The organism is Streptomyces sp. W1SF4 (assembly GCF_003950035.1).
Lineage (GTDB): Bacteria > Actinomycetota > Actinomycetes > Streptomycetales > Streptomycetaceae > Streptomyces > Streptomyces racemochromogenes.
Window position 1 is genome coordinate 4,634,530 of the sequence record NZ_CP034350.1, and the last position, 17,207, is coordinate 4,651,736.

A 17,207-nucleotide genomic window follows, 5' to 3' on the forward strand; every position below is an offset into this window, starting at 1 on the left:
ATGGCATCCCTCTTCGAGTACGCACCGGCCCCCGAGTCCCGCTCGGTCGTCGACATCGCCCCCTCCTACGGGCTCTTCATCGACGGCGAGTTCACCGACGCCGCCGACGGCAAGGTCTTCAAGACCGTCAGCCCCTCCAGCGAGGAAGTCCTGGCCGAGGTCGCCCAGGCCGGTGCCGCCGACGTCGACCGCGCCGTCAAGGCCGCCCGCCGCGCCTTCGAGAAGTGGTCCGCGCTGCCCGGCTCCGAGCGCGCCAAGTACCTCTTCCGCATCGCCCGGATCATCCAGGAGCGCAGCCGCGAGCTCGCCGTCCTGGAGACCCTGGACAACGGCAAGCCGATCAAGGAGACCCGCGACGCGGACCTCCCCCTGGTCGCCGCGCACTTCTTCTACTACGCGGGCTGGGCCGACAAGCTCGACCACGCCGGCTTCGGTGCGAACCCGCGCCCGCTCGGCGTGGCCGGCCAGGTCATCCCCTGGAACTTCCCGCTGCTGATGCTCGCGTGGAAGATCGCCCCGGCGCTCGCCACCGGCAACACCGTCGTCCTCAAGCCGGCCGAGACCACCCCCCTGTCGGCGCTGTTCTTCGCGGACATCTGCCGCCAGGCCGGCCTGCCCAAGGGCGTCGTCAACATCATCCCCGGCTACGGGGACGCCGGCGCCGAACTCGTCGCCCACCCCGACGTCAACAAGGTCGCCTTCACCGGCTCCACCGCCGTCGGCAAGGCCATCGCCCGCCAGATCGCCGGCACCGACAAGAAGGTCACCCTGGAGCTCGGCGGCAAGGGCGCCAACATCGTCTTCGACGACGCCCCCATCGACCAGGCCGTCGAGGGCATCGTCAACGGCATCTTCTTCAACCAGGGCCAGGTCTGCTGCGCGGGCTCCCGCCTCCTGGTCCAGGAGTCGATCCACGACGAGCTCCTCGACTCCCTCAAGCGCCGCCTCTCCACGCTGCGCCTGGGCGACCCGCTCGACAAGAACACCGACATCGGCGCGATCAACTCCGCCGAGCAGCTCGCCCGGATCACCGCCCTCGCCGACACCGGCGAGGCCGAGGGCGCCGAGCGCTGGTCCCCGGCCTGCGAGCTGCCGTCCGCCGGCTACTGGTTCGCCCCGACGCTCTTCACGAACGTCACCCAGGCGCACACCGTCGCCCGCGACGAGATCTTCGGCCCGGTCCTGTCCGTGCTGACGTTCCGCACCCCCGACGAGGCCGTCGCCAAGGCCAACAACAGCCAGTACGGCCTGTCCGCCGGCATCTGGACGGAGAAGGGCTCCCGCATCCTCGCGGTCGCGGGCAAGCTCCGCGCGGGTGTGGTGTGGGCCAACACGTTCAACAAGTTCGACCCGGCCTCGCCCTTCGGCGGCTACAAGGAGTCGGGCTTCGGCCGCGAGGGCGGCCGCCACGGCCTGGAGGGCTACCTCGATGTCTGAGTCTTCTGCGACCCGTCTGGGCGTCTTCAAGACCTACAAGCTGTACGTCGGGGGCAAGTTCCCCCGCTCCGAGAGCGGCCGGGTGTACGAGGTGAGCGACTCCAAGGGCAACTGGCTGGCCAACGCCCCGCTGTCCTCCCGCAAGGACGCCCGTGACGCGGTCGTCGCGGCCCGCAAGGCCTTCGGCGGCTGGGCCGGCGCCACCGCCTACAACCGCGGCCAGATCCTCTACCGCATCGCCGAGATGCTCGAGGGCCGCCGCGAGCAGTTCGTCCGCGAGGTCGCCGAGGCCGAGGGCCTGTCCAAGTCGAAGGCGGCCGCCGTCGTCGACGCGGCCATCGACCGCTGGGTCTGGTACGCGGGCTGGACCGACAAGATCGGCCAGGTCGTGGGCGGGGCCAACCCCGTCGCGGGCCCGTTCTTCAACCTCTCCACCCCGGAGCCGACCGGCGTCGTCACCGTCGTCGCCCCGCAGCAGTCGTCGTTCCTGGGCCTCGTCTCGGTGATCGCCCCGGTCATCGCGACGGGCAACACGGCCGTCGTCATCGCCAGCGAGAAGGCCCCGCTCCCCGCCCTCTCCCTGGGCGAGGTACTGGCCACCTCCGACCTGCCCGGCGGCGTCGTCAACATCCTCTCCGGCAAGGCCGCCGAGATGGGCCCCCACCTGGCGGCCCACCAGGACGTCAACGCCATCGACCTGGCGGGCGCCGACGTGGCCCTCGCCAAGGACCTGGAGATCGCCGCGGCGGACAACCTCAAGCGCGTCCTGCGTCCACAGCCTGTGGACGACTGGAGCGCCGACCCGGGCACCCACCGCATGACGGCCTTCCTGGAGACCAAGACCGTCTGGCACCCGACGGGCTCCCTGGGCTCGGGCGGCTCCTCCTACTAGGCCTACGGCAACCGCCCCGTGAGACCGGCCCTGGCAGCCAACCCCCGTGCTGCCAGGGCCTTCACGTGTGCCCCCTACTGCTTCGGCAGGACCGGCCCCAGCAGCGAGGTGACCGCCGCCGTCGGCAGCTCCTTCACCGACGGCCCCTGCGTCAGGATCCCCGTCACCATCGTCGTGCCCACCGCCGGGAAGTCCGCGACCTTCGTCCCCACCCCGTTGTCCAGCGGATCCACCCCGGTGTGGGCCAGCGGGTTCACCTTCAGGTCCCCGAGCGGGTTCGCGATCCCGGCCACCGCCGCGTTCAGATCGGTCTCGGCCGCCTGGAGGTGGGTCTCCGAGGCCTGGGCCCCGCCCGCCGCCATCGCCAGGGCCGCCCCGGCCATGGACAGGCTCAGGCCGGCGGCGCGGAGCCGGTGCGGAGAGGGTTCGGATGCTGCGTGACGTGCCATGGTTCCCGCCTGTGGTCGTAGTCGCGTGCGCACACAGAGTAGTGGAGGGGGCGCCCCCGATTCCAACCCGCCGTGTGAGACCGGTCGCAGGGCATGTCCGCAGTGTGTTGATACGCCGGGTCATGCCTCACACTGGTCTCCCGTGAGCTGTTCATCTCCCCTTCCCACGCGCGTCGTGCTGCTGACCGGTCCCTCGGGTTCCGGCAAGTCCTCGCTCGCGGCCCGGTCGGGCCTCCCCGTACTGCGCCTGGACGACTTCTACAAAGAGGCGACGGACCCCACCCTCCCCCTGGTCGAGGGCAGCTCCGACATCGACTGGGACTCCCCGCTCTCCTGGGACGCCGACACCGCCGTCGCCGCCATCGCGGAACTCTGCGCCGCCGGCCGCACCGAGGTCCCCGTCTACTCCATCGCCTCGTCCTCCCGGACCGGCACCGAGACCCTCGACATCGACCGCACCCCGCTGTTCATCGCCGAGGGCATCTTCGCCGCCGACATCGCGGCCCGCTGCCAGGAACTGGGCCTGCTCGCCGACGCCATCTGCCTGCGCGGCCGCCCCTCCACCACCTTCCGCCGCCGCTTCCTGCGCGACCTGCGCGAAGGCCGCAAGTCCGTGCCCTTCCTGCTGCGCCGCGGCTACCGCCTCATGCGCGCCGAACGCGGCATCGTCGCCCGCCACGTCGCCCTCGGCGCCCACGCCTGCGCCCGCGACGAAGCCCTCGGCCGGCTGGCCGCCGCGGCCGCCGGACGCCACCGCACCCCCACCGCCATCTGACGGACCGGGCCCGCCCCCGGACAGCCCTGGATGGCCCCGGACACAGTGAAAAGGCGGGATCACGCGGACCCCCGGCCGCTTGATCCCGCCTCTTCTCCCCCTGCGGCCCCCGTCCCACCCCCGTAGGACGGGCCCCCCGGCCCCATGGTCTTTCCCGGTTACGCGACGAGCTCCCCGAAGGACTCCGCCTCGTCACGCCCGAAGCTCAGCACCTCGTCCTCCCGCAGCCGGCGCAGCGAGCGCCAGATGCTCGACTTCACGGTGCCCACGCTGATGCCCAGGATCTCCGCGATCTCCGGGTCCGTACGGCCCTCGTAGTACCGCAGCACCAGCATCGTCCGCTGCGGCTCCGGAATCCGGGCCAGCGCCTGCCACAGCACCGCGCGCAGCTCCGTACCCCGCATCGCGTCCGTGTCCGACGCCGTCTCCGGCAGCTCCTCCGTCGGGTACTCGTTCAGCTTCCGCCGACGCCAGGCGCTGATGTGCAGGTTCGTCATCGTGCGGCGCAGGTAACCGCCCACCGCCGCCTTGTCACTGATCCGGTCCCAGGCGCGGTACGTGGAGAACAGCGCGCTCTGCAACAGGTCCTCGGCCTCGTGACGGTCGCCGGTGAGGTGGAAGGCCGTCGCGAACAGCGCCGCCCGCCGCTCCTGCACGTACGCCGTGAACTCCGCCTCCGACGAGGAGGACGGGGCCGGCACCGCCGTGCGCTGCGCGGGAACCGCCTGGTACTGCTTCGCGTCAATGGCTGTGACGTGTGCCGGCCGCTGACGGGCGACCGTCACCGTACGGACACCCGCCCGGCGGTTCACATCGTGCAGCCGCGTGACAACCGCGCTGGTCGTGGTGCTGTGCAGCGTGTTCATCTCGCGCCCCCCGTCGTGGAGTCTGCTTCGGTCCGTCGTGTCGATGGGAAAAGACTGCCCGGCCGGTATAACCAGGGTGTCCGCCGACTGTCACAGGCCTGTCACAGCCACCCGTGCGCCAGACGATGGCGCGAATACGTCCCCCGCGATTGCCACCGCCCCGACGGTCGAACTGCGGACGGCCGATGGGACAGAATGAGCCCGTGCCCTTCCTGTTGCTGATCGAGGACGACGACGCCATCCGCACGGCCCTCGAACTCTCCCTGACCCGCCAGGGCCACCGAGTGGCCACCGCGGCGACGGGCGAGGACGGCCTGAAACTGCTGCGCGAGCAGCGGCCGGACCTGATCGTGCTCGACGTCATGCTGCCCGGGATCGACGGCTTCGAGGTGTGCCGGCGTATCCGCCGCACCGACCAGCTGCCGATCATCCTGCTCACCGCGCGCAGCGACGACATCGATGTCGTCGTCGGCCTGGAGTCCGGAGCGGACGACTACGTCGTCAAGCCCGTCCAGGGACGCGTGCTCGACGCGCGCATCCGTGCCGTACTGCGCCGCGGCGAACGCGAGGCGAGCGACTCCGCCACGTTCGGGACCCTGGTCATCGACCGGGCCGCCATGACCGTGACGAAGAACGGCGAGGACCTCCAGCTCACCCCCACCGAGCTGCGCCTCCTCCTGGAACTCAGCCGCCGCCCCGGCCAGGCCCTCTCCCGCCAGCAGCTCCTGCGACTGGTGTGGGAACACGACTACCTCGGCGACTCGCGGCTCGTCGACGCCTGCGTCCAGCGGCTGCGCGCCAAGGTCGAGGAAGTGCCCTCCTCACCCACGCTGATCCGTACCGTCCGGGGTGTCGGCTACCGGCTGGACTCCCCGCAGTGACCAAGGCCCTGTTCGCGGGCCGGCGCTGGACCAGCCTGCGGCTGCGCCTCCTCGTCGTGTTCGCGCTCGTCGCGCTCGTCGCCGCGGTCTCCGCGTCCGGCATCGCGTACTGGCTCAACCGCGAAGCCGTGCTCACCCGCACCCAGGACGCGGCCCTGGGCGACTTCCGCCAGGAGATGCAGAACCGGGCCGCGGCACTGCCCGCCGACCCGACGCCCGAGGAGATACAGCGCACCGCCGAACTCATGGCGGGCAGCAGCCCCGGGTACAGCGTGCTCCTCGTCCACGAACGCAAGGACGGCCGCAAGGTCATCGGCGCGGCGGGCGCGGTCCCCTTCGGGCTGAACGACGTACCGAAGTCCCTCCAGTACGCCGTCAACGACCGGCAGAAGACCACCGCCGCCAACGACGCCGAGTACCACATGTACTGGCAGCGCACGAAACCCCAGGGCAACCCGTACCTCGTCGGCGGCACCCGCATCGTCGGCGGCGGCCCCACCGGCTACATGTACAAGTCCCTCGCCACCGAACGCGACGACCTCAACGCCCTCGGCTGGTCCCTCACCATCGCCACCGGCCTCGCCCTCCTCGGCTCCGCGCTGCTCGCGCAGGGCGCGGCACGCACCGTCCTCAAGCCCGTGCAGCGCCTCGGGGACGCGGCACGCAGGCTCGGCGAAGGCGAACTCGACCACCGGCTCGACGTGTCGGGGACGGACGAACTGGCCGACCTGTCGCGCACCTTCAACCGCACGGCGGAGGCGCTGGAGAAGAAGGTCGCCGACATGAGCGCCCGCGAGGAGGCCAGCCGGCGCTTCGTGGCCGACATGAGCCACGAGCTGCGCACCCCGCTGACGGCACTGACGGCGGTCGCCGAGGTGCTGGAGGAGGAGGTCGAGTACCTCGACCCGATGATCGCCCCGGCGGTGGGCCTGGTCGTCAGCGAGACCCGGCGGCTGAACGACCTGGTGGAGAACCTGATGGAGGTCACCCGCTTCGACGCGGGAACCGCCCGGCTGGTCCTCGACGACGTCAACGTCGCCGACCAGGTCACCGCCTGCATCGACGCCCGCGCCTGGCTCGACGCCGTCGAACTCGACGCCGGCCGCGGGATCGTGGCACGCCTCGACCCGCGCCGCCTGGACGTCATCCTCGCCAACCTCATCGGCAACGCCCTCAAGCACGGCGGCTCGCCGGTGCGGGTGTCGGTGTGCGTGGAGGGGGAGTGGCTGGTCATCGCGGTCAGGGACAACGGCCCGGGCATCCCCGAGGAGGTGCTGCCGCACGTCTTCGACCGCTTCTACAAGGCGAGCGCGTCCCGGCCCAAGTCGGACGGCAGCGGGCTCGGCCTGTCGATCGCGATGGAGAACGCCCACATCCACGGCGGTGACATCACCGCCGCGAACGGGCCGGAAGGCGGGGCCGTGTTCACGCTGCGGCTCCCGATGGACGTGGGGGCGGTGATCGCCGGTGGCGGCGTGGAAGCGTAGGACTGCGACGCTGGTGACGGGGGTCCTCGCCGGGGTCCTCGCGTTGTCCGGATGCGGGATCCGGGCCACCACCGTCCCGGTCGACGTGGGCGCGGCCCCGTCCCGGGTGTCGTGCGAGACCGCCGGGCAGCCGGCGGGCCAGAGCGGCGTACAGGGCTTCCGGGCCACGCTGGAACTGGTCTGCGGCTCGCAGCTGGTCGGCGTGGAGCGCGTGGTGCCGGTACCCGAGAAGCGCGCTTCGCGGGACGGGGTCGTCATCATCGCGCAGGCGCTGCTGGAGGAACTGGAACGCAGCCCGTCCGCGGAGGAACGCGACGGCGGCTTCACCACCAGCGTCCCCGACCAGCTGTCGGCGTCCCCGGCCCGCCCCGGCGACCCGGCGGGAACGCTGCGGCTCAGCCGCAAACCGGAGGACCTGCCGCCGGTGGCGCTGGCCCAGATCGTCTGCACCCTCTCGGCGAGCGAGGCCGTCTCGGCCGGCCCGGGCCCGGTGGTCCTCGGCGGCCCGAACGCCGACCCGCCCCGCGCATGGGAGTGCACGGACGCGGTCCGCTCCCGCCCGGAGTCGGTCCCCACCCTGGGCGACCTGGCCAGCCCGACCCCGACGCCGCCGGGCTCGCCGTCGCCGTCGCCTTCGGCGACGTAGGGGGCCTGCGGTCCGGGCCCGCTATCTCCCCCTCGAGGGGTGGGGGCGGGGCGGCGGTTGCCCACCCGCCCCCTTGTCTGCCCCCTTGTCTGCGGGCCGGGGGCCGGGTGGGCGGTATCCCCACGGACCGGATCAGAGAGGCGTGGGGGCTTCCCGTCAGTCCCATCGTCCTTCCGGTTCGGGCCGGTCCCTCAAGGGCGCTCCTTCGTCGCGTCGCTACGCGATGGCCTTCGGCCACCCTTGACCGACCGACCCGAACCGGAAAGCCGAAAGACTGCCGGGAAACCCCCAAAGAAACGGGACGGACGATCCTTGGAGGAGCGGGCGTCTCAGCGATGAGACGAGGCGCCGGGGCCGGCCCGCCGGGCATCCGGGCCCCCAAAGAGTCCAGATCCCGGACCAGGGGCGCGGCTACCCGCACGAGAGGTCGACCAAATCGACCTACGGAGCCCCCAGGCGCGACAGATCGCTACGCGCTCCTCATTTCTCGGCGTCCGACGGCCGTCTTGGGCTGGTCCGGGGCGGGTTCGACGTCGGTGGCTCATCGGACGCTGCCTTGAAGGTGCTGAGGAAGCGCTCCCAGCTGGTCGACGCCGCCGCGAACGGGACCGTCACGGCGGACCAGGTGGCGCGGGCGCACCCGGCGGTGAAGGCCGGGGTCCAGCGGGTAGCGTGGTGATCATGGTTGAGCTGCATCTGCTTCGTCGGGACCATGCTCCCGCGCTCCTCGCCTTCGAGCGGGAGAACCGGGCCTACTTCGCGGCGTCCGTCCCTGACCGAGGCGATGAGTACTTCGCCCGGTTCGACGACCGGCAGCGTGACCTGCTTGCCGAGCAGGAGGCCGGGGTCTGTTACTTCCACGTGTTGGTGGGTCCTGCGGGCAAGGTGTTGGGGCGGGTCAACCTGGTCGACGTGGCAGACGGCGGGGCCGAACTCGGCTACCGGATCGCAGAGCGGGCCACGGGCCGGGGGATGGCCACGGAGGCCGTGCGGGAAGTGTGCCGTCTCGCGGCCGAGGACTACGGATTGACCACCCTGCGGGCGGCCACCACGCTCGACAACAGCGCATCCCGCACCGTGCTGGCCCGTACAGGGTTCATCGTCACCGGTGAGACACAGCTCGCCGGCAGCCCCGGCCTGACCTACCTCCACAGCCTCGAATCCCTTCCCCCTCCGCATGCCGACCAGCTGTGACACCGTCCGGCGCCCCGCCTATCGGCCGTCTGCGATGCGCACATCAGCCCCAGGCGGTGGCCGGCCGCCGAGATGAGAGGAGCGCGTAGCGATCTGTCGCGCCTGTCGGATGCCTAGGTGGATCTGTTCGTCCTTTGGTGCGGGTATCAGCCCGGGGCGGTCGTGGGACGCTGAGATTCGAGGAGCGCGTAGCGATCTGTCGCGCTTGGGGGCTTCCCAGGTCGGTCTGATCAACCTCTCGTGCGGGTAGCCGCGCACCCGGCCCGGATTCCCGGCTCTCGAGGGCTCGGACGCCCGGCGGGCCGACGCCCGGCCCCTCGCCTCAGCGCTGAGGGAGGCCTCCCTCCAGGATCATCCGTCCCGTTTCTTTGGGGGTTTCCCGGCAGTCTTTCGGCTTTCCGGTTCGGGTCGGTCGGTCAAGGGTGGCCGAAGGCCATCGCGTAGCGACGCGACGAAGGAGCGCCCTTGAGGGACCGGCCCGAACCGGAAGGACGATGGGACTGACGGGAAGCCCCCGCGCCTCTCTGAGACCCCCCGAGGGGATTCCGCCCACCCCGCCCCCGCGCCGCAGGCCGCGTACCCGGACGCCGACGGCCCCCTCAGCCTGGGCTGAGGGGGCCGTCGGGGCGCGGCGCGGGTGGGTCAGAGGCCCATGGCCGCCGCGAGGTCCTTCTTGATGCCGTCCAGGATCTCCTGGCCCCGGGTGCGGGCGCTTGCCAGGTCGGAGGCCTCCGCCACCGGGACGACCACCTCCAGGTAGCACTTGAGCTTGGGCTCCGTGCCGGAGGGGCGGCAGATGACGCGGGCCTTGTAGTCGCCGTCCAGGTAGTAGCGCAGGCCGTCCGTGGGCGGGAGGGCGGCCGAGCCGAGCGACAGGTCCTCCGCCGAGACCACCCGCAGACCCGCCAGGGAGGCCGGGGGTTCGGCGCGCAGCCGCGCCATGGCGTTGGCGATGACCGACAGGTCCGAGACGCGGACCGACAGCTGGTCGGTGTGGTGCAGGCCGTGGGCCATCGCCAGGTCGTCCAGGAGGTCGGTCAGGGTGCGGCCCTGCTCCTTGAGCGTGGAGGCGAGCTCGGCGACGAGCAGGGCGGCGGTGACGCCGTCCTTGTCGCGGACGCCCTCGGGGTCCACGCAGTAGCCGAGGGCTTCCTCGTAGCCGTAGCGCAGGCCGTCTACGCGGGCGATCCACTTGAAGCCCGTCAGGGTCTCCTCGTAGCCGACGCCCGCCGCCTCCGCGATCCGGCCGAGGAGGGAGGAGGAGACGATCGACTCGGCGAAGACGCCCTGGGCGCCCTTGTGGACCAGGTGGGCGGCGAGCAGCGCGCCGACCTCGTCGCCGCGCAGCATGCGCCAGCCGCCGTTGTCCGGGACGGCGACCGCGCAGCGGTCGGCGTCGGGGTCGTTGGCGATGACGATGTCGGGCTGGACCTCGGCGGCCTTCGCGAAGGCCAGGTCCATGGCGCCCGGCTCCTCCGGGTTGGGGAAGGCGACCGTCGGGAAGGCCGGGTCGGGCTCGGCCTGCTCGGCGACGAGCACCGGCTCGGGGAAGCCGTGGCGGGCGAAGGCGGCGAGGACGACGTCCTTGCCGACGCCGTGCATGGCCGTGTAGACGGTCCGCGCGCCCCGGGGGGATCCGGGGGTCAGGACGGCGTCCGTGCGGGTCAGGTAGGCCTCCAGGACCTCCTCGTCGAGCTGGAGCCAGCCGTCCGCGGGCTGCGGTACGTCGGCCAGCGCGCCGACGGCCGCGATCCGCGCCGCGATCTCGGTGTCCGCGGGGGACACGATCTGCGAGCCGTCGCCGAGGTAGACCTTGTAGCCGTTGTCCCGGGGCGGGTTGTGGCTGGCGGTCACCTCGACGCCGGCGACGGCGCCGAGGTGCCTTATGGCGTACGCGAGGACGGGCGTCGGCAGCGGCCGGGGCAGGACGGCCGCGCGCAGTCCGGCGCCGGTCATCACGGCGGCGGTGTCGCGGGCGAAGTCCGCGGACTTGTAGCGCGCGTCGTAGCCGACGACGACGAGGCCGCCGTCGTGGCCCTGGGCCTTCAGGTAGGCCGCGAGGCCGGCCGCGGCGCGGATGACCACGGAGCGGTTCATCCGCATCGGGCCGGCGCCGATCTCGCCGCGCAGTCCGGCGGTGCCGAACTGGAGCGTGCCGGAGAAGCGGTCCGCGAGCTCGGCCGTGTCGCCGGCGTCGATCAGGGCCGCGAGCTCCGCCGCCGTCTCCGGGTCGGGGTCCTCGGCCAGCCAGGTCCGGGCCCGGGTGAGGAGGTCGTCCTGTTCCTGCACTGCTTCCGCCTTACCTCTCGTACGTCGTGCGTCGTCGATGTCGATGCAGATCGATCGTCGGGTGCCGACCGGGCCGGGTCGGGTGCCGACCGTGTCGAGTCGGGTGCCGACCGTGCCGGGTCGGGTGCCGACCGTGCCGATCAGATGCGGTCGAGGACCTGCGTCAGCAGCGTGCCCATGCGGGCGGCGGAGTCGCGGCCGGCCTGGAGGACCTCTTCGTGGTTCAGCGGCTCGCCGGACAGGCCCGCGGCCAGGTTGGTGACGAGGGAGATGCCGAGGACCTCGGCGCCGGCCTCGCGGGCGGCGATGGCCTCGAGCACGGTGGACATGCCGACCAGGTCGGCGCCCATGACGCGGATCATGTTGATCTCGGCCGGGGTCTCGTAGTGCGGGCCGGGGAACTGGACGTAGACGCCCTCTTCGAGGGTCTCGTCGATCTCCTTGCACATCGCGCGCAGGCGCGGCGAGTACAGGTCGGTGAGGTCCACGAAGTTCGCGCCGACGATCGGCGAGGTGGCCGTCAGGTTGAGGTGGTCGCTGATCAGGACGGGCTGGCCGGGCTTCATGCCCTCGCGGAGGCCGCCGCAGCCGTTGGTGAGGACGACGGTCTTGCAGCCGGCGGCGACGGCGGTGCGCACGCCGTGGGCGACGGCGGCGACGCCGCGGCCCTCGTAGAAGTGGGTCCGGCCGAGGAAGACCAGGGCGCGCTTGTCGCCGATCTTGTACGAGCGGATCTTGCCGCCGTGGCCCTCGACGGCGGCGGGCGGGAAGCCGGGCAGCTCGGTGACGAGGAACTCGGACTCGGGGGCGCCGAGCGCCTCTGCGGCGGGGGCCCAGCCGGAGCCCATGACGAGGGCGACATCGTGGGATTCGACGCCGGTGAGCTCGCGGAGGCGGGCGGCGGCGGCGTCGGCGGCGGCGAAGGGGTCGGTAACAGATGCGTTCACGCAGACGAGCGTAGCCGCTTATCGCCTACGCGCGTAGATGGCGCAGCTCACGGTGTTCGGATCGTTGCCTTGTCGTTTCCGCCGAATCGTCCCCCTGGGCCCCTGCGGGCGGGCCGCGGCGCGGGTCAGCAGGGGCGCTTGCGGAGTTCCATGACGTAGTCGTGCGGTGCGCCGGCGGACTCGGCGGCGTCGGCGATCTCGCCCAGGTAGCGCGCGGAGGGCAGGCCGCCCTCGTAGCCGTTGAGGACGTAGCACCAGGCCGCCTCCTCGCCGTCCAGGGTGTGGACGCGGATCCGCATGCGGCGGTAGATGTCGAGGCCGACACCCTCCCAGCGGTCCATGGAGTCCTCGTCGAGCGGGGCGATGTCGTACAGCGCGACGAAGACCTGCTGGCGGGGGGCCTCCACGACGGTGGCGAGGGCGCCTTCCCAGCCCATCTGCTCGCCGCCGAAGGTAAGCCGCCAGTCGTTGATCCAGCCCGTGCCGCGCAGCGGGGAATGGGGAGCGCGGCGCGTCATCAGCCGCGGGTCGAGGTTGCCGGCGTACGCGGCGTAGAGCGACATGAGGTCGAGGGTACGGGAGGCTCGCCCCGGCACGCGTGTCCGGATGGTGCGAGCACCTTGATGCGTGCGGGACAATGGGGCACGGAATGCATCCCCCGGGGAGAACCCCCGGACCACCGGCCGGGGCGGCAGCCGGCCGGGTAGACGTGAGGCGGACTTTTCGTGACCCGGATCGTGATCATCGGCGGCGGACCCGGCGGGTATGAGGCAGCCCTGGTGGGGGCCCAGCTCGGCGCGGAGGTGACCGTCGTCGACTGCGACGGCCTGGGCGGGGCGTCGGTGCTGACCGACTGCGTGCCCTCGAAGACCCTCATCGCGACCGCAGAGGTCATGACGACCTTCGACTCGTCGTACGAGGAGCTGGGCATCGTCGTCGCGGACGACACCCCGCACATCGAGCAGGCGGCGCGCGTCGTCGGCGTCGACCTCGGCAAGGTGAACCGGCGCGTGAAGCGCCTCGCGCTGGCGCAGTCCCACGACATCACCGCGTCCGTGACCCGGGCCGGCGCCCGCGTCATGCGCGGCCGCGGCAAGCTCGGGGGCCCGCAGGGCATCGACGGCACGCGGGACGTCATCGTCACCGCCGCCGACGGCACCGAGACGATCCTCACCGCCGACGCCGTCCTCATCGCCACGGGCGGCACCCCCCGCGAGATCCCGGACGCGATGCCCGACGGGGAGCGGATCCTGAACTGGACCCAGGTCTACGACCTGGAGGAGCTGCCCGAGGAGCTGATCGTGGTCGGCTCCGGTGTGACCGGTGCCGAGTTCGCCGGCGCGTACCAGGCGCTGGGCTCCCGGGTGACCCTGGTGTCCTCGCGCGACCGCGTGCTGCCCGGCGAGGACCCGGACGCGGCCGCCGTGCTGGAGGACGTCTTCCGCCGCCGCGGCATGAACGTCATCGGCCGTTCGCGCGCCGAGTCCGCCAAGCGGGTCGGCGACCGGGTCGAGGTCACCCTCTCCGACGGCCGCGTGATCACGGGCACCCACTGCCTGATGGCGGTCGGCGCCATCCCGAACACCAAGAACATGAACCTGGAGGAGTCCGGGGTCCGGCTCAAGGAGTCCGGGCACATCTGGACCGACAAGGTCTCGCGCACGTCCTCGCCCGGCGTGTACGCCGCCGGTGACGTGACGGGCGTGTTCGCGCTCGCCTCCGTCGCCGCCATGCAGGGCCGCATCGCGATGTACCACTTCCTCGGCGACGCGGTGGCCCCGCTGAACCTGAAGACGGTCTCCTCGAACGTCTTCACCGACCCCGAGATCGCCACCGTCGGCTACACGCAGGCCGACGTGGACGCCGGCAAGATCGACGCCCGTGTGGTGAAGCTGCCGCTGCTGCGCAACCCGCGCGCCAAGATGCAGGGCATCCGGGACGGCTTCGTGAAGATGTTCTGCCGTCCGGGCACCGGGATCGTGGTGGGCGGCGTCGTCGTCTCGCCGCGCGCGAGCGAGCTGATCCACCCCATCTCGATCGCCGTCGACAACAACCTGACCGTCGAGCAGATCGCAAACGCGTTCACCGTGTACCCCTCGCTGTCCGGTTCGATCGCCGAAGTGGCCCGCCAGTTGCACACCCGCAAGGCGGGCGGCGAGGCGTAGCGGGTCCCGCTCCCAGGCTCAACCGCCCCTTCCCGTACGCGGGTTGGGGCGGAAGTCGTGGTGGGGCGGGAGAGCGTGGTGGTGGCGGCCGGCAGCGGGTCCGCCGCGTATACCACTCACCGGACCGCCGTATGGACAACTTCGGTATTCCGGCGCAAGGAGCTGAAAGCAGACGGTCGTTGGGGTTACTGTCAGTTTCGTGTTCGCTGCTGAACGTCGCCAATTGATCCTCGAAATGGTGCGGGCCAACGGTGCGGTATCGCTCCGGGAGCTCGCCCGCGTCGTCCAGACCTCCGAAGTGACCGTACGGCGGGACGTGCGGGCGCTGGAGGCAGAAGGACTCCTCGACCGCCGGCACGGCGGTGCGGTCTTGCCGGGCGGTTTCACGCGGGAGTCCGGCTTTCCGCAAAAGTCCCATCTCGCGACGGCGGAGAAGACCGCCATCGCCGATGTCGCGGCCGGCCTCGTCGAAGAAGGCGAGGCCGTCGTCGTCGGCGCGGGTACCACGACCCAGGAGCTGGCCCGCCGGCTCGCACGGGTGCCCGGTCTCACCGTCGTCACCAACTCGCTGCTCGTCGCCCAGGCGCTGGCGCACGCCAACCGGGTGGAGGTGGTGATGACCGGCGGCACGCTGCGCGGCTCGAACTACGCCCTCGTGGGCAGCGGCGCCGAACAGTCCCTCCAGGGGCTGCGGGTCTCCCGGGCCTTCCTGTCCGGCAGCGGCCTGACCGCCGAGCGCGGGCTCTCCACCTCCAACATGCTCTCCGCGAGCGTGGACCGGGCGCTGGTGCAGGCGGCGGCGGAGGTCGTCGTCCTGGCCGACCACACGAAGCTCGGCACGGACACGATGTTCCAGACCGTGCCGACCGACGTGATGACGCGGCTGGTGACGGACGAGCCCCCGCAGCACGACGAACGGGCCGCGACGGAGCTCCAGGCGCTGGCCGACCAGGGCGTGCAGATCACCGTGGCCGGGTCGGCGCCGGTGGCCGGGGGCCACGGGGGCGCCGGGGGCGGTGGGGAGGGGATGCCGGGGCGCAGGCCGCGCCGGGAGTCCCCGCTGCCGGTCCAGCGGCGCGGCGGGCCGACCGCGCAGCTGCGCAGCGCGCCGGCGTCGCTGCTGGAGCAGCAGGCGGGGGAGCGGGCGCGGGTCGCCGACATGCGGCGCCGCTAGCCGCTCCGGTGCCCCGGGTCCCTGCGGGGCCGTTCCCCTACCCGCCCTTCGCCCGTTCCCCGGGGCTGCGCCCCGGCCCCCCTGGGGGCTCCGCCCCCAGACCCCCGCGCCTCAAACGCCGGCGGGGCTGCATGTGGGCACCGGGGCGCGGCCGGAAACGTCAAGGCCCCCCGCCCGGGGATACGGGCGGGGGGCCTTGGTACGGCTGGGGGCGTCAGTCCTTGATCTCGCAGATCGTGGCGCCCGAGGTGAGGGAGGCCCCGACCTCGGCCGTGAGGCCGACGATGGTGCCGGAGCGGTGCGCGTTCAGCGGCTGCTCCATCTTCATCGCCTCCAGGACGACGACCAGGTCGCCCTCGTTGACCTGCTGGCCCTCCTCGACCGCGACCTTGACGATCGTGCCCTGCATCGGCGACGCGAGGGTGTCGCCGGAGGCGGCCGGGCCGGACTTCTTGGCGGCGCGGCGCTTCGGCTTGGCGCCGCCCGCGGCGGCCGTGCGGGCGAGGGTCATGCCCAGCGAGGACGGGAGGGAGACCTCCAGGCGCTTGCCGCCGACCTCGACGACGACCGTCTCGCGGCCCGGCTCGTCCTCGGTCTCCTCGGCCGCCGGAGCGGTGAAGGGCTTGATCTCGTTGACGAACTCCGTCTCGATCCAGCGGGTGTGGACCTTGAACGGGGTGCCGTCGGTCGGGGCGAAGGCCGGGTCGGTGACGACCGCGCGGTGGAACGGGATGGCGGTGGCCATGCCCTCCACGTTGAACTCCGCCAGGGCGCGGGCGGCGCGCTGGAGGGCCTGCTCGCGGGTGGCGCCGGTGACGATCAGCTTCGCGAGCAGCGAGTCCCAGGCGGGGCCGATGACCGAGCCGGTCTCCACGCCCGCGTCCAGGCGGACGCCGGGGCCGGTCGGCGGGGCGAAGAGGGTGACGGTGCCGGGCGCGGGCAGGAAGTTGCGGCCCGGGTCCTCGCCGTTGATGCGGAACTCGAAGGAGTGGCCGCGCAGCTCGGGGTCGCCGTAGCCGAGCTCCTCGCCGTCGGCGATGCGGAACATCTCGCGCACCAGGTCGATGCCGGCGACCTCCTCGGTCACCGGGTGCTCGACCTGGAGGCGGGTGTTGACCTCGAGGAAGGAGATGGTGCCGTCGGTGCCGACGAGGAACTCGACGGTGCCCGCGCCGACGTAGCCGGCCTCCTTGAGGATGGCCTTGGACGCGGCGTACAGCTCGGCGTTCTGGGCCTCCGTCAGGAAGGGGGCCGGGGCCTCCTCCACGAGCTTCTGGTGGCGGCGCTGGAGCGAGCAGTCACGGGTGGAGACGACGACCACGTTGCCGTGCGTGTCCGCGAGGCACTGGGTCTCGACGTGGCGCGGCCTGTCGAGGTAGCGCTCGACGAAGCACTCGCCGCGGCCGAAGGCGGCCACGGCCTCGCGCACGGCGGAGTCGTAGAGCTCTGGGACCTCTTCGAGGGTGCGGGCGACCTTGAGGCCGCGGCCGCCACCGCCGAAGGCGGCCTTGATGGCGATGGGCAGGCCGTGCTCCTGGGCGAACGCGACGACCTCGTCGGCGCCGGAGACGGGGTCGGGGGTGCCCGCGACGAGCGGGGCCCCGGCGCGCTGGGCGATGTGGCGGGCGGCCACCTTGTCGCCGAGGTCGCGGATGGCCTGCGGCGGCGGGCCGATCCAGGTCAGTCCGGCGTCGAGCACGGCCTGGGCGAAGTCGGCGTTCTCGGAGAGGAAGCCGTATCCGGGGTGGATGGCGTCCGCACCGGAGTCCGCGGCCGCCTGCAGTACCTTCGCGATGTCGAGGTAGCTGGCTGCCGGGGTGTCACCGCCCAACGCGAAAGCTTCGTCTGCCGCGCGGACGTGCAGGGCGTCCCGGTCCGGATCGGCGTAGACGGCTACGCTCGCGATTCCGGCATCCCGGCAGGCCCGAGCAACGCGGACAGCGATTTCGCCACGGTTGGCGATGAGCACCTTGCGCACGATGGCTCCCTCCTTGAAACAAGCTGA

The 17,207-nt window shown here is 72.2% G+C and carries 16 protein-coding genes; 10 read left to right on the forward strand and 6 right to left on the reverse strand.

What is annotated here, in order from left to right; all coding sequences use genetic code 11:
- Both D1J60_RS21780 and D1J60_RS21785 read left to right on the forward strand, forming a co-directional pair.
- Entirely contained in the window at positions 1–1,437 is a 1,437-nt protein-coding gene (locus D1J60_RS21780) for an aldehyde dehydrogenase family protein (RefSeq protein ID WP_125822213.1), read from the forward strand.
- Positions 1,430–2,329 (forward strand): aldehyde dehydrogenase family protein, encoded by a 900-nt coding sequence (locus D1J60_RS21785; protein WP_125822214.1) that lies wholly within the window; start codon positions 1,430–1,432, stop codon positions 2,327–2,329. The genes D1J60_RS21780 and D1J60_RS21785 overlap by 8 nt, the downstream gene beginning before the upstream one ends.
- A 74-nt stretch (positions 2,330–2,403) precedes the next feature.
- Here D1J60_RS21785 and D1J60_RS21790 read toward each other — a convergent pair whose 3' ends face one another.
- Entirely contained in the window at positions 2,404–2,778 is a 375-nt protein-coding gene (locus D1J60_RS21790) for a hypothetical protein (protein ID WP_125822215.1), read from the reverse strand.
- Between D1J60_RS21790 and D1J60_RS21795 the strand changes: the two genes are divergently transcribed.
- Positions 2,777–3,553 (forward strand): uridine kinase, encoded by a 777-nt coding sequence (locus D1J60_RS21795; RefSeq protein WP_241253355.1) that lies wholly within the window; start codon positions 2,777–2,779, stop codon positions 3,551–3,553. The genes D1J60_RS21790 and D1J60_RS21795 overlap by 2 nt on opposite strands.
- A gap of 158 nt (positions 3,554–3,711) precedes the next feature.
- On the opposite strand, the gene D1J60_RS21800 is transcribed toward D1J60_RS21795, so the two are convergent.
- Positions 3,712–4,419: a SigE family RNA polymerase sigma factor gene (locus D1J60_RS21800; RefSeq protein WP_125822216.1), complete on the reverse strand. Its 708-nt coding sequence runs from the start codon at positions 4,417–4,419 to the stop codon at positions 3,712–3,714.
- A 203-nt stretch (positions 4,420–4,622) separates the two neighbouring features.
- Here D1J60_RS21800 and afsQ1 point away from each other — a divergent pair, with 203 nt between their 5' ends.
- The 5 genes from afsQ1 (at position 4,623) to D1J60_RS21825 (ending at position 8,627) form a co-directional block, all read left to right on the forward strand.
- Positions 4,623–5,300: a two-component system response regulator AfsQ1 gene (gene afsQ1 / locus D1J60_RS21805; protein ID WP_007266078.1), complete on the forward strand. Its 678-nt coding sequence runs from the start codon at positions 4,623–4,625 to the stop codon at positions 5,298–5,300.
- Positions 5,297–6,787 carry a HAMP domain-containing sensor histidine kinase gene (locus tag D1J60_RS21810; RefSeq protein WP_125604936.1) on the forward strand — a complete coding sequence of 497 codons (1,491 nt, stop codon included), beginning with the start codon at positions 5,297–5,299 and terminating at the stop codon, positions 6,785–6,787. The genes afsQ1 and D1J60_RS21810 overlap by 4 nt, the downstream gene beginning before the upstream one ends.
- Positions 6,788–6,800: 13 nt before the next feature.
- Positions 6,801–7,433, forward strand: coding sequence for a hypothetical protein (locus D1J60_RS21815; protein ID WP_241253356.1), 633 nt, complete (start codon positions 6,801–6,803; stop codon positions 7,431–7,433).
- A 556-nt stretch (positions 7,434–7,989) separates the two neighbouring features.
- Positions 7,990–8,112: a hypothetical protein gene (locus tag D1J60_RS38685; RefSeq protein ID WP_277607509.1), complete on the forward strand. Its 123-nt coding sequence runs from the start codon at positions 7,990–7,992 to the stop codon at positions 8,110–8,112.
- Positions 8,113–8,114: 2 nt separating this feature from the next.
- Entirely contained in the window at positions 8,115–8,627 is a 513-nt protein-coding gene (locus tag D1J60_RS21825; RefSeq protein WP_125822218.1) for a GNAT family N-acetyltransferase, read from the forward strand.
- A 642-nt stretch (positions 8,628–9,269) separates the two neighbouring features.
- Here D1J60_RS21825 and D1J60_RS21830 read toward each other — a convergent pair.
- The 3 genes from D1J60_RS21830 to D1J60_RS21840 all read right to left on the reverse strand — a co-directional run bounded on the left by D1J60_RS21830 (position 9,270) and on the right by D1J60_RS21840 (position 12,426).
- A complete protein-coding gene (locus D1J60_RS21830) occupies positions 9,270–10,916 on the reverse strand; it encodes a phospho-sugar mutase (RefSeq protein WP_125822219.1) in 1,647 nt (548 codons plus the stop codon).
- Between the two features lie 140 nt (positions 10,917–11,056).
- On the reverse strand, positions 11,057–11,863 hold the full coding sequence (locus tag D1J60_RS21835; RefSeq protein WP_007266086.1) for a purine-nucleoside phosphorylase: 807 nt from the start codon (positions 11,861–11,863) through the stop codon (positions 11,057–11,059).
- Positions 11,864–11,988: 125 nt separating this feature from the next.
- Positions 11,989–12,426, reverse strand: coding sequence for a gamma-glutamylcyclotransferase (locus tag D1J60_RS21840; protein WP_125603982.1), 438 nt, complete (start codon positions 12,424–12,426; stop codon positions 11,989–11,991).
- Between the two features lie 162 nt (positions 12,427–12,588).
- Here D1J60_RS21840 and D1J60_RS21845 point away from each other — a divergent pair, with 162 nt between their 5' ends.
- Positions 12,589–14,028, forward strand: a complete 1,440-nt coding sequence (locus D1J60_RS21845; RefSeq protein ID WP_125603983.1) for an NAD(P)H-quinone dehydrogenase — start codon at positions 12,589–12,591, stop codon at positions 14,026–14,028.
- Positions 14,029–14,227: 199 nt separating this feature from the next.
- Positions 14,228–15,202: a DeoR/GlpR family DNA-binding transcription regulator gene (locus D1J60_RS21850; RefSeq protein ID WP_125822220.1), complete on the forward strand. Its 975-nt coding sequence runs from the start codon at positions 14,228–14,230 to the stop codon at positions 15,200–15,202.
- Positions 15,203–15,416: 214 nt separating this feature from the next.
- Here the strand turns inward: D1J60_RS21850 and D1J60_RS21855 are convergent, their stop codons facing one another.
- Entirely contained in the window at positions 15,417–17,180 is a 1,764-nt protein-coding gene (locus D1J60_RS21855) for a biotin carboxylase N-terminal domain-containing protein (RefSeq protein WP_125599245.1), read from the reverse strand.
- Positions 17,181–17,207: the final 27 nt, after the last annotated feature.

Bases quoted from the DNA above. Each gene is read 5' to 3' on its own strand.
- D1J60_RS21780 (WP_125822213.1), top strand. From the start codon at position 1: ATGGCATCCCTCTTCGAGTACGCACCGGCCCCCGAGTCCCGCTCGGTC.
- D1J60_RS21785 (WP_125822214.1), top strand. From the start codon at position 1,430: ATGTCTGAGTCTTCTGCGACCCGTCTGGGCGTCTTCAAGACCTACAAG.
- D1J60_RS21795 (WP_241253355.1), top strand. From the start codon at position 2,777: ATGGTTCCCGCCTGTGGTCGTAGTCGCGTGCGCACACAGAGTAGTGGA.
- D1J60_RS21790 (WP_125822215.1), bottom strand. From the start codon at position 2,778: ATGGCACGTCACGCAGCATCCGAACCCTCTCCGCACCGGCTCCGCGCC.
- D1J60_RS21800 (WP_125822216.1), bottom strand. From the start codon at position 4,419: ATGAACACGCTGCACAGCACCACGACCAGCGCGGTTGTCACGCGGCTG.
- D1J60_RS21825 (WP_125822218.1), top strand. From the start codon at position 8,115: ATGGTTGAGCTGCATCTGCTTCGTCGGGACCATGCTCCCGCGCTCCTC.
- D1J60_RS21840 (WP_125603982.1), bottom strand. From the start codon at position 12,426: ATGTCGCTCTACGCCGCGTACGCCGGCAACCTCGACCCGCGGCTGATG.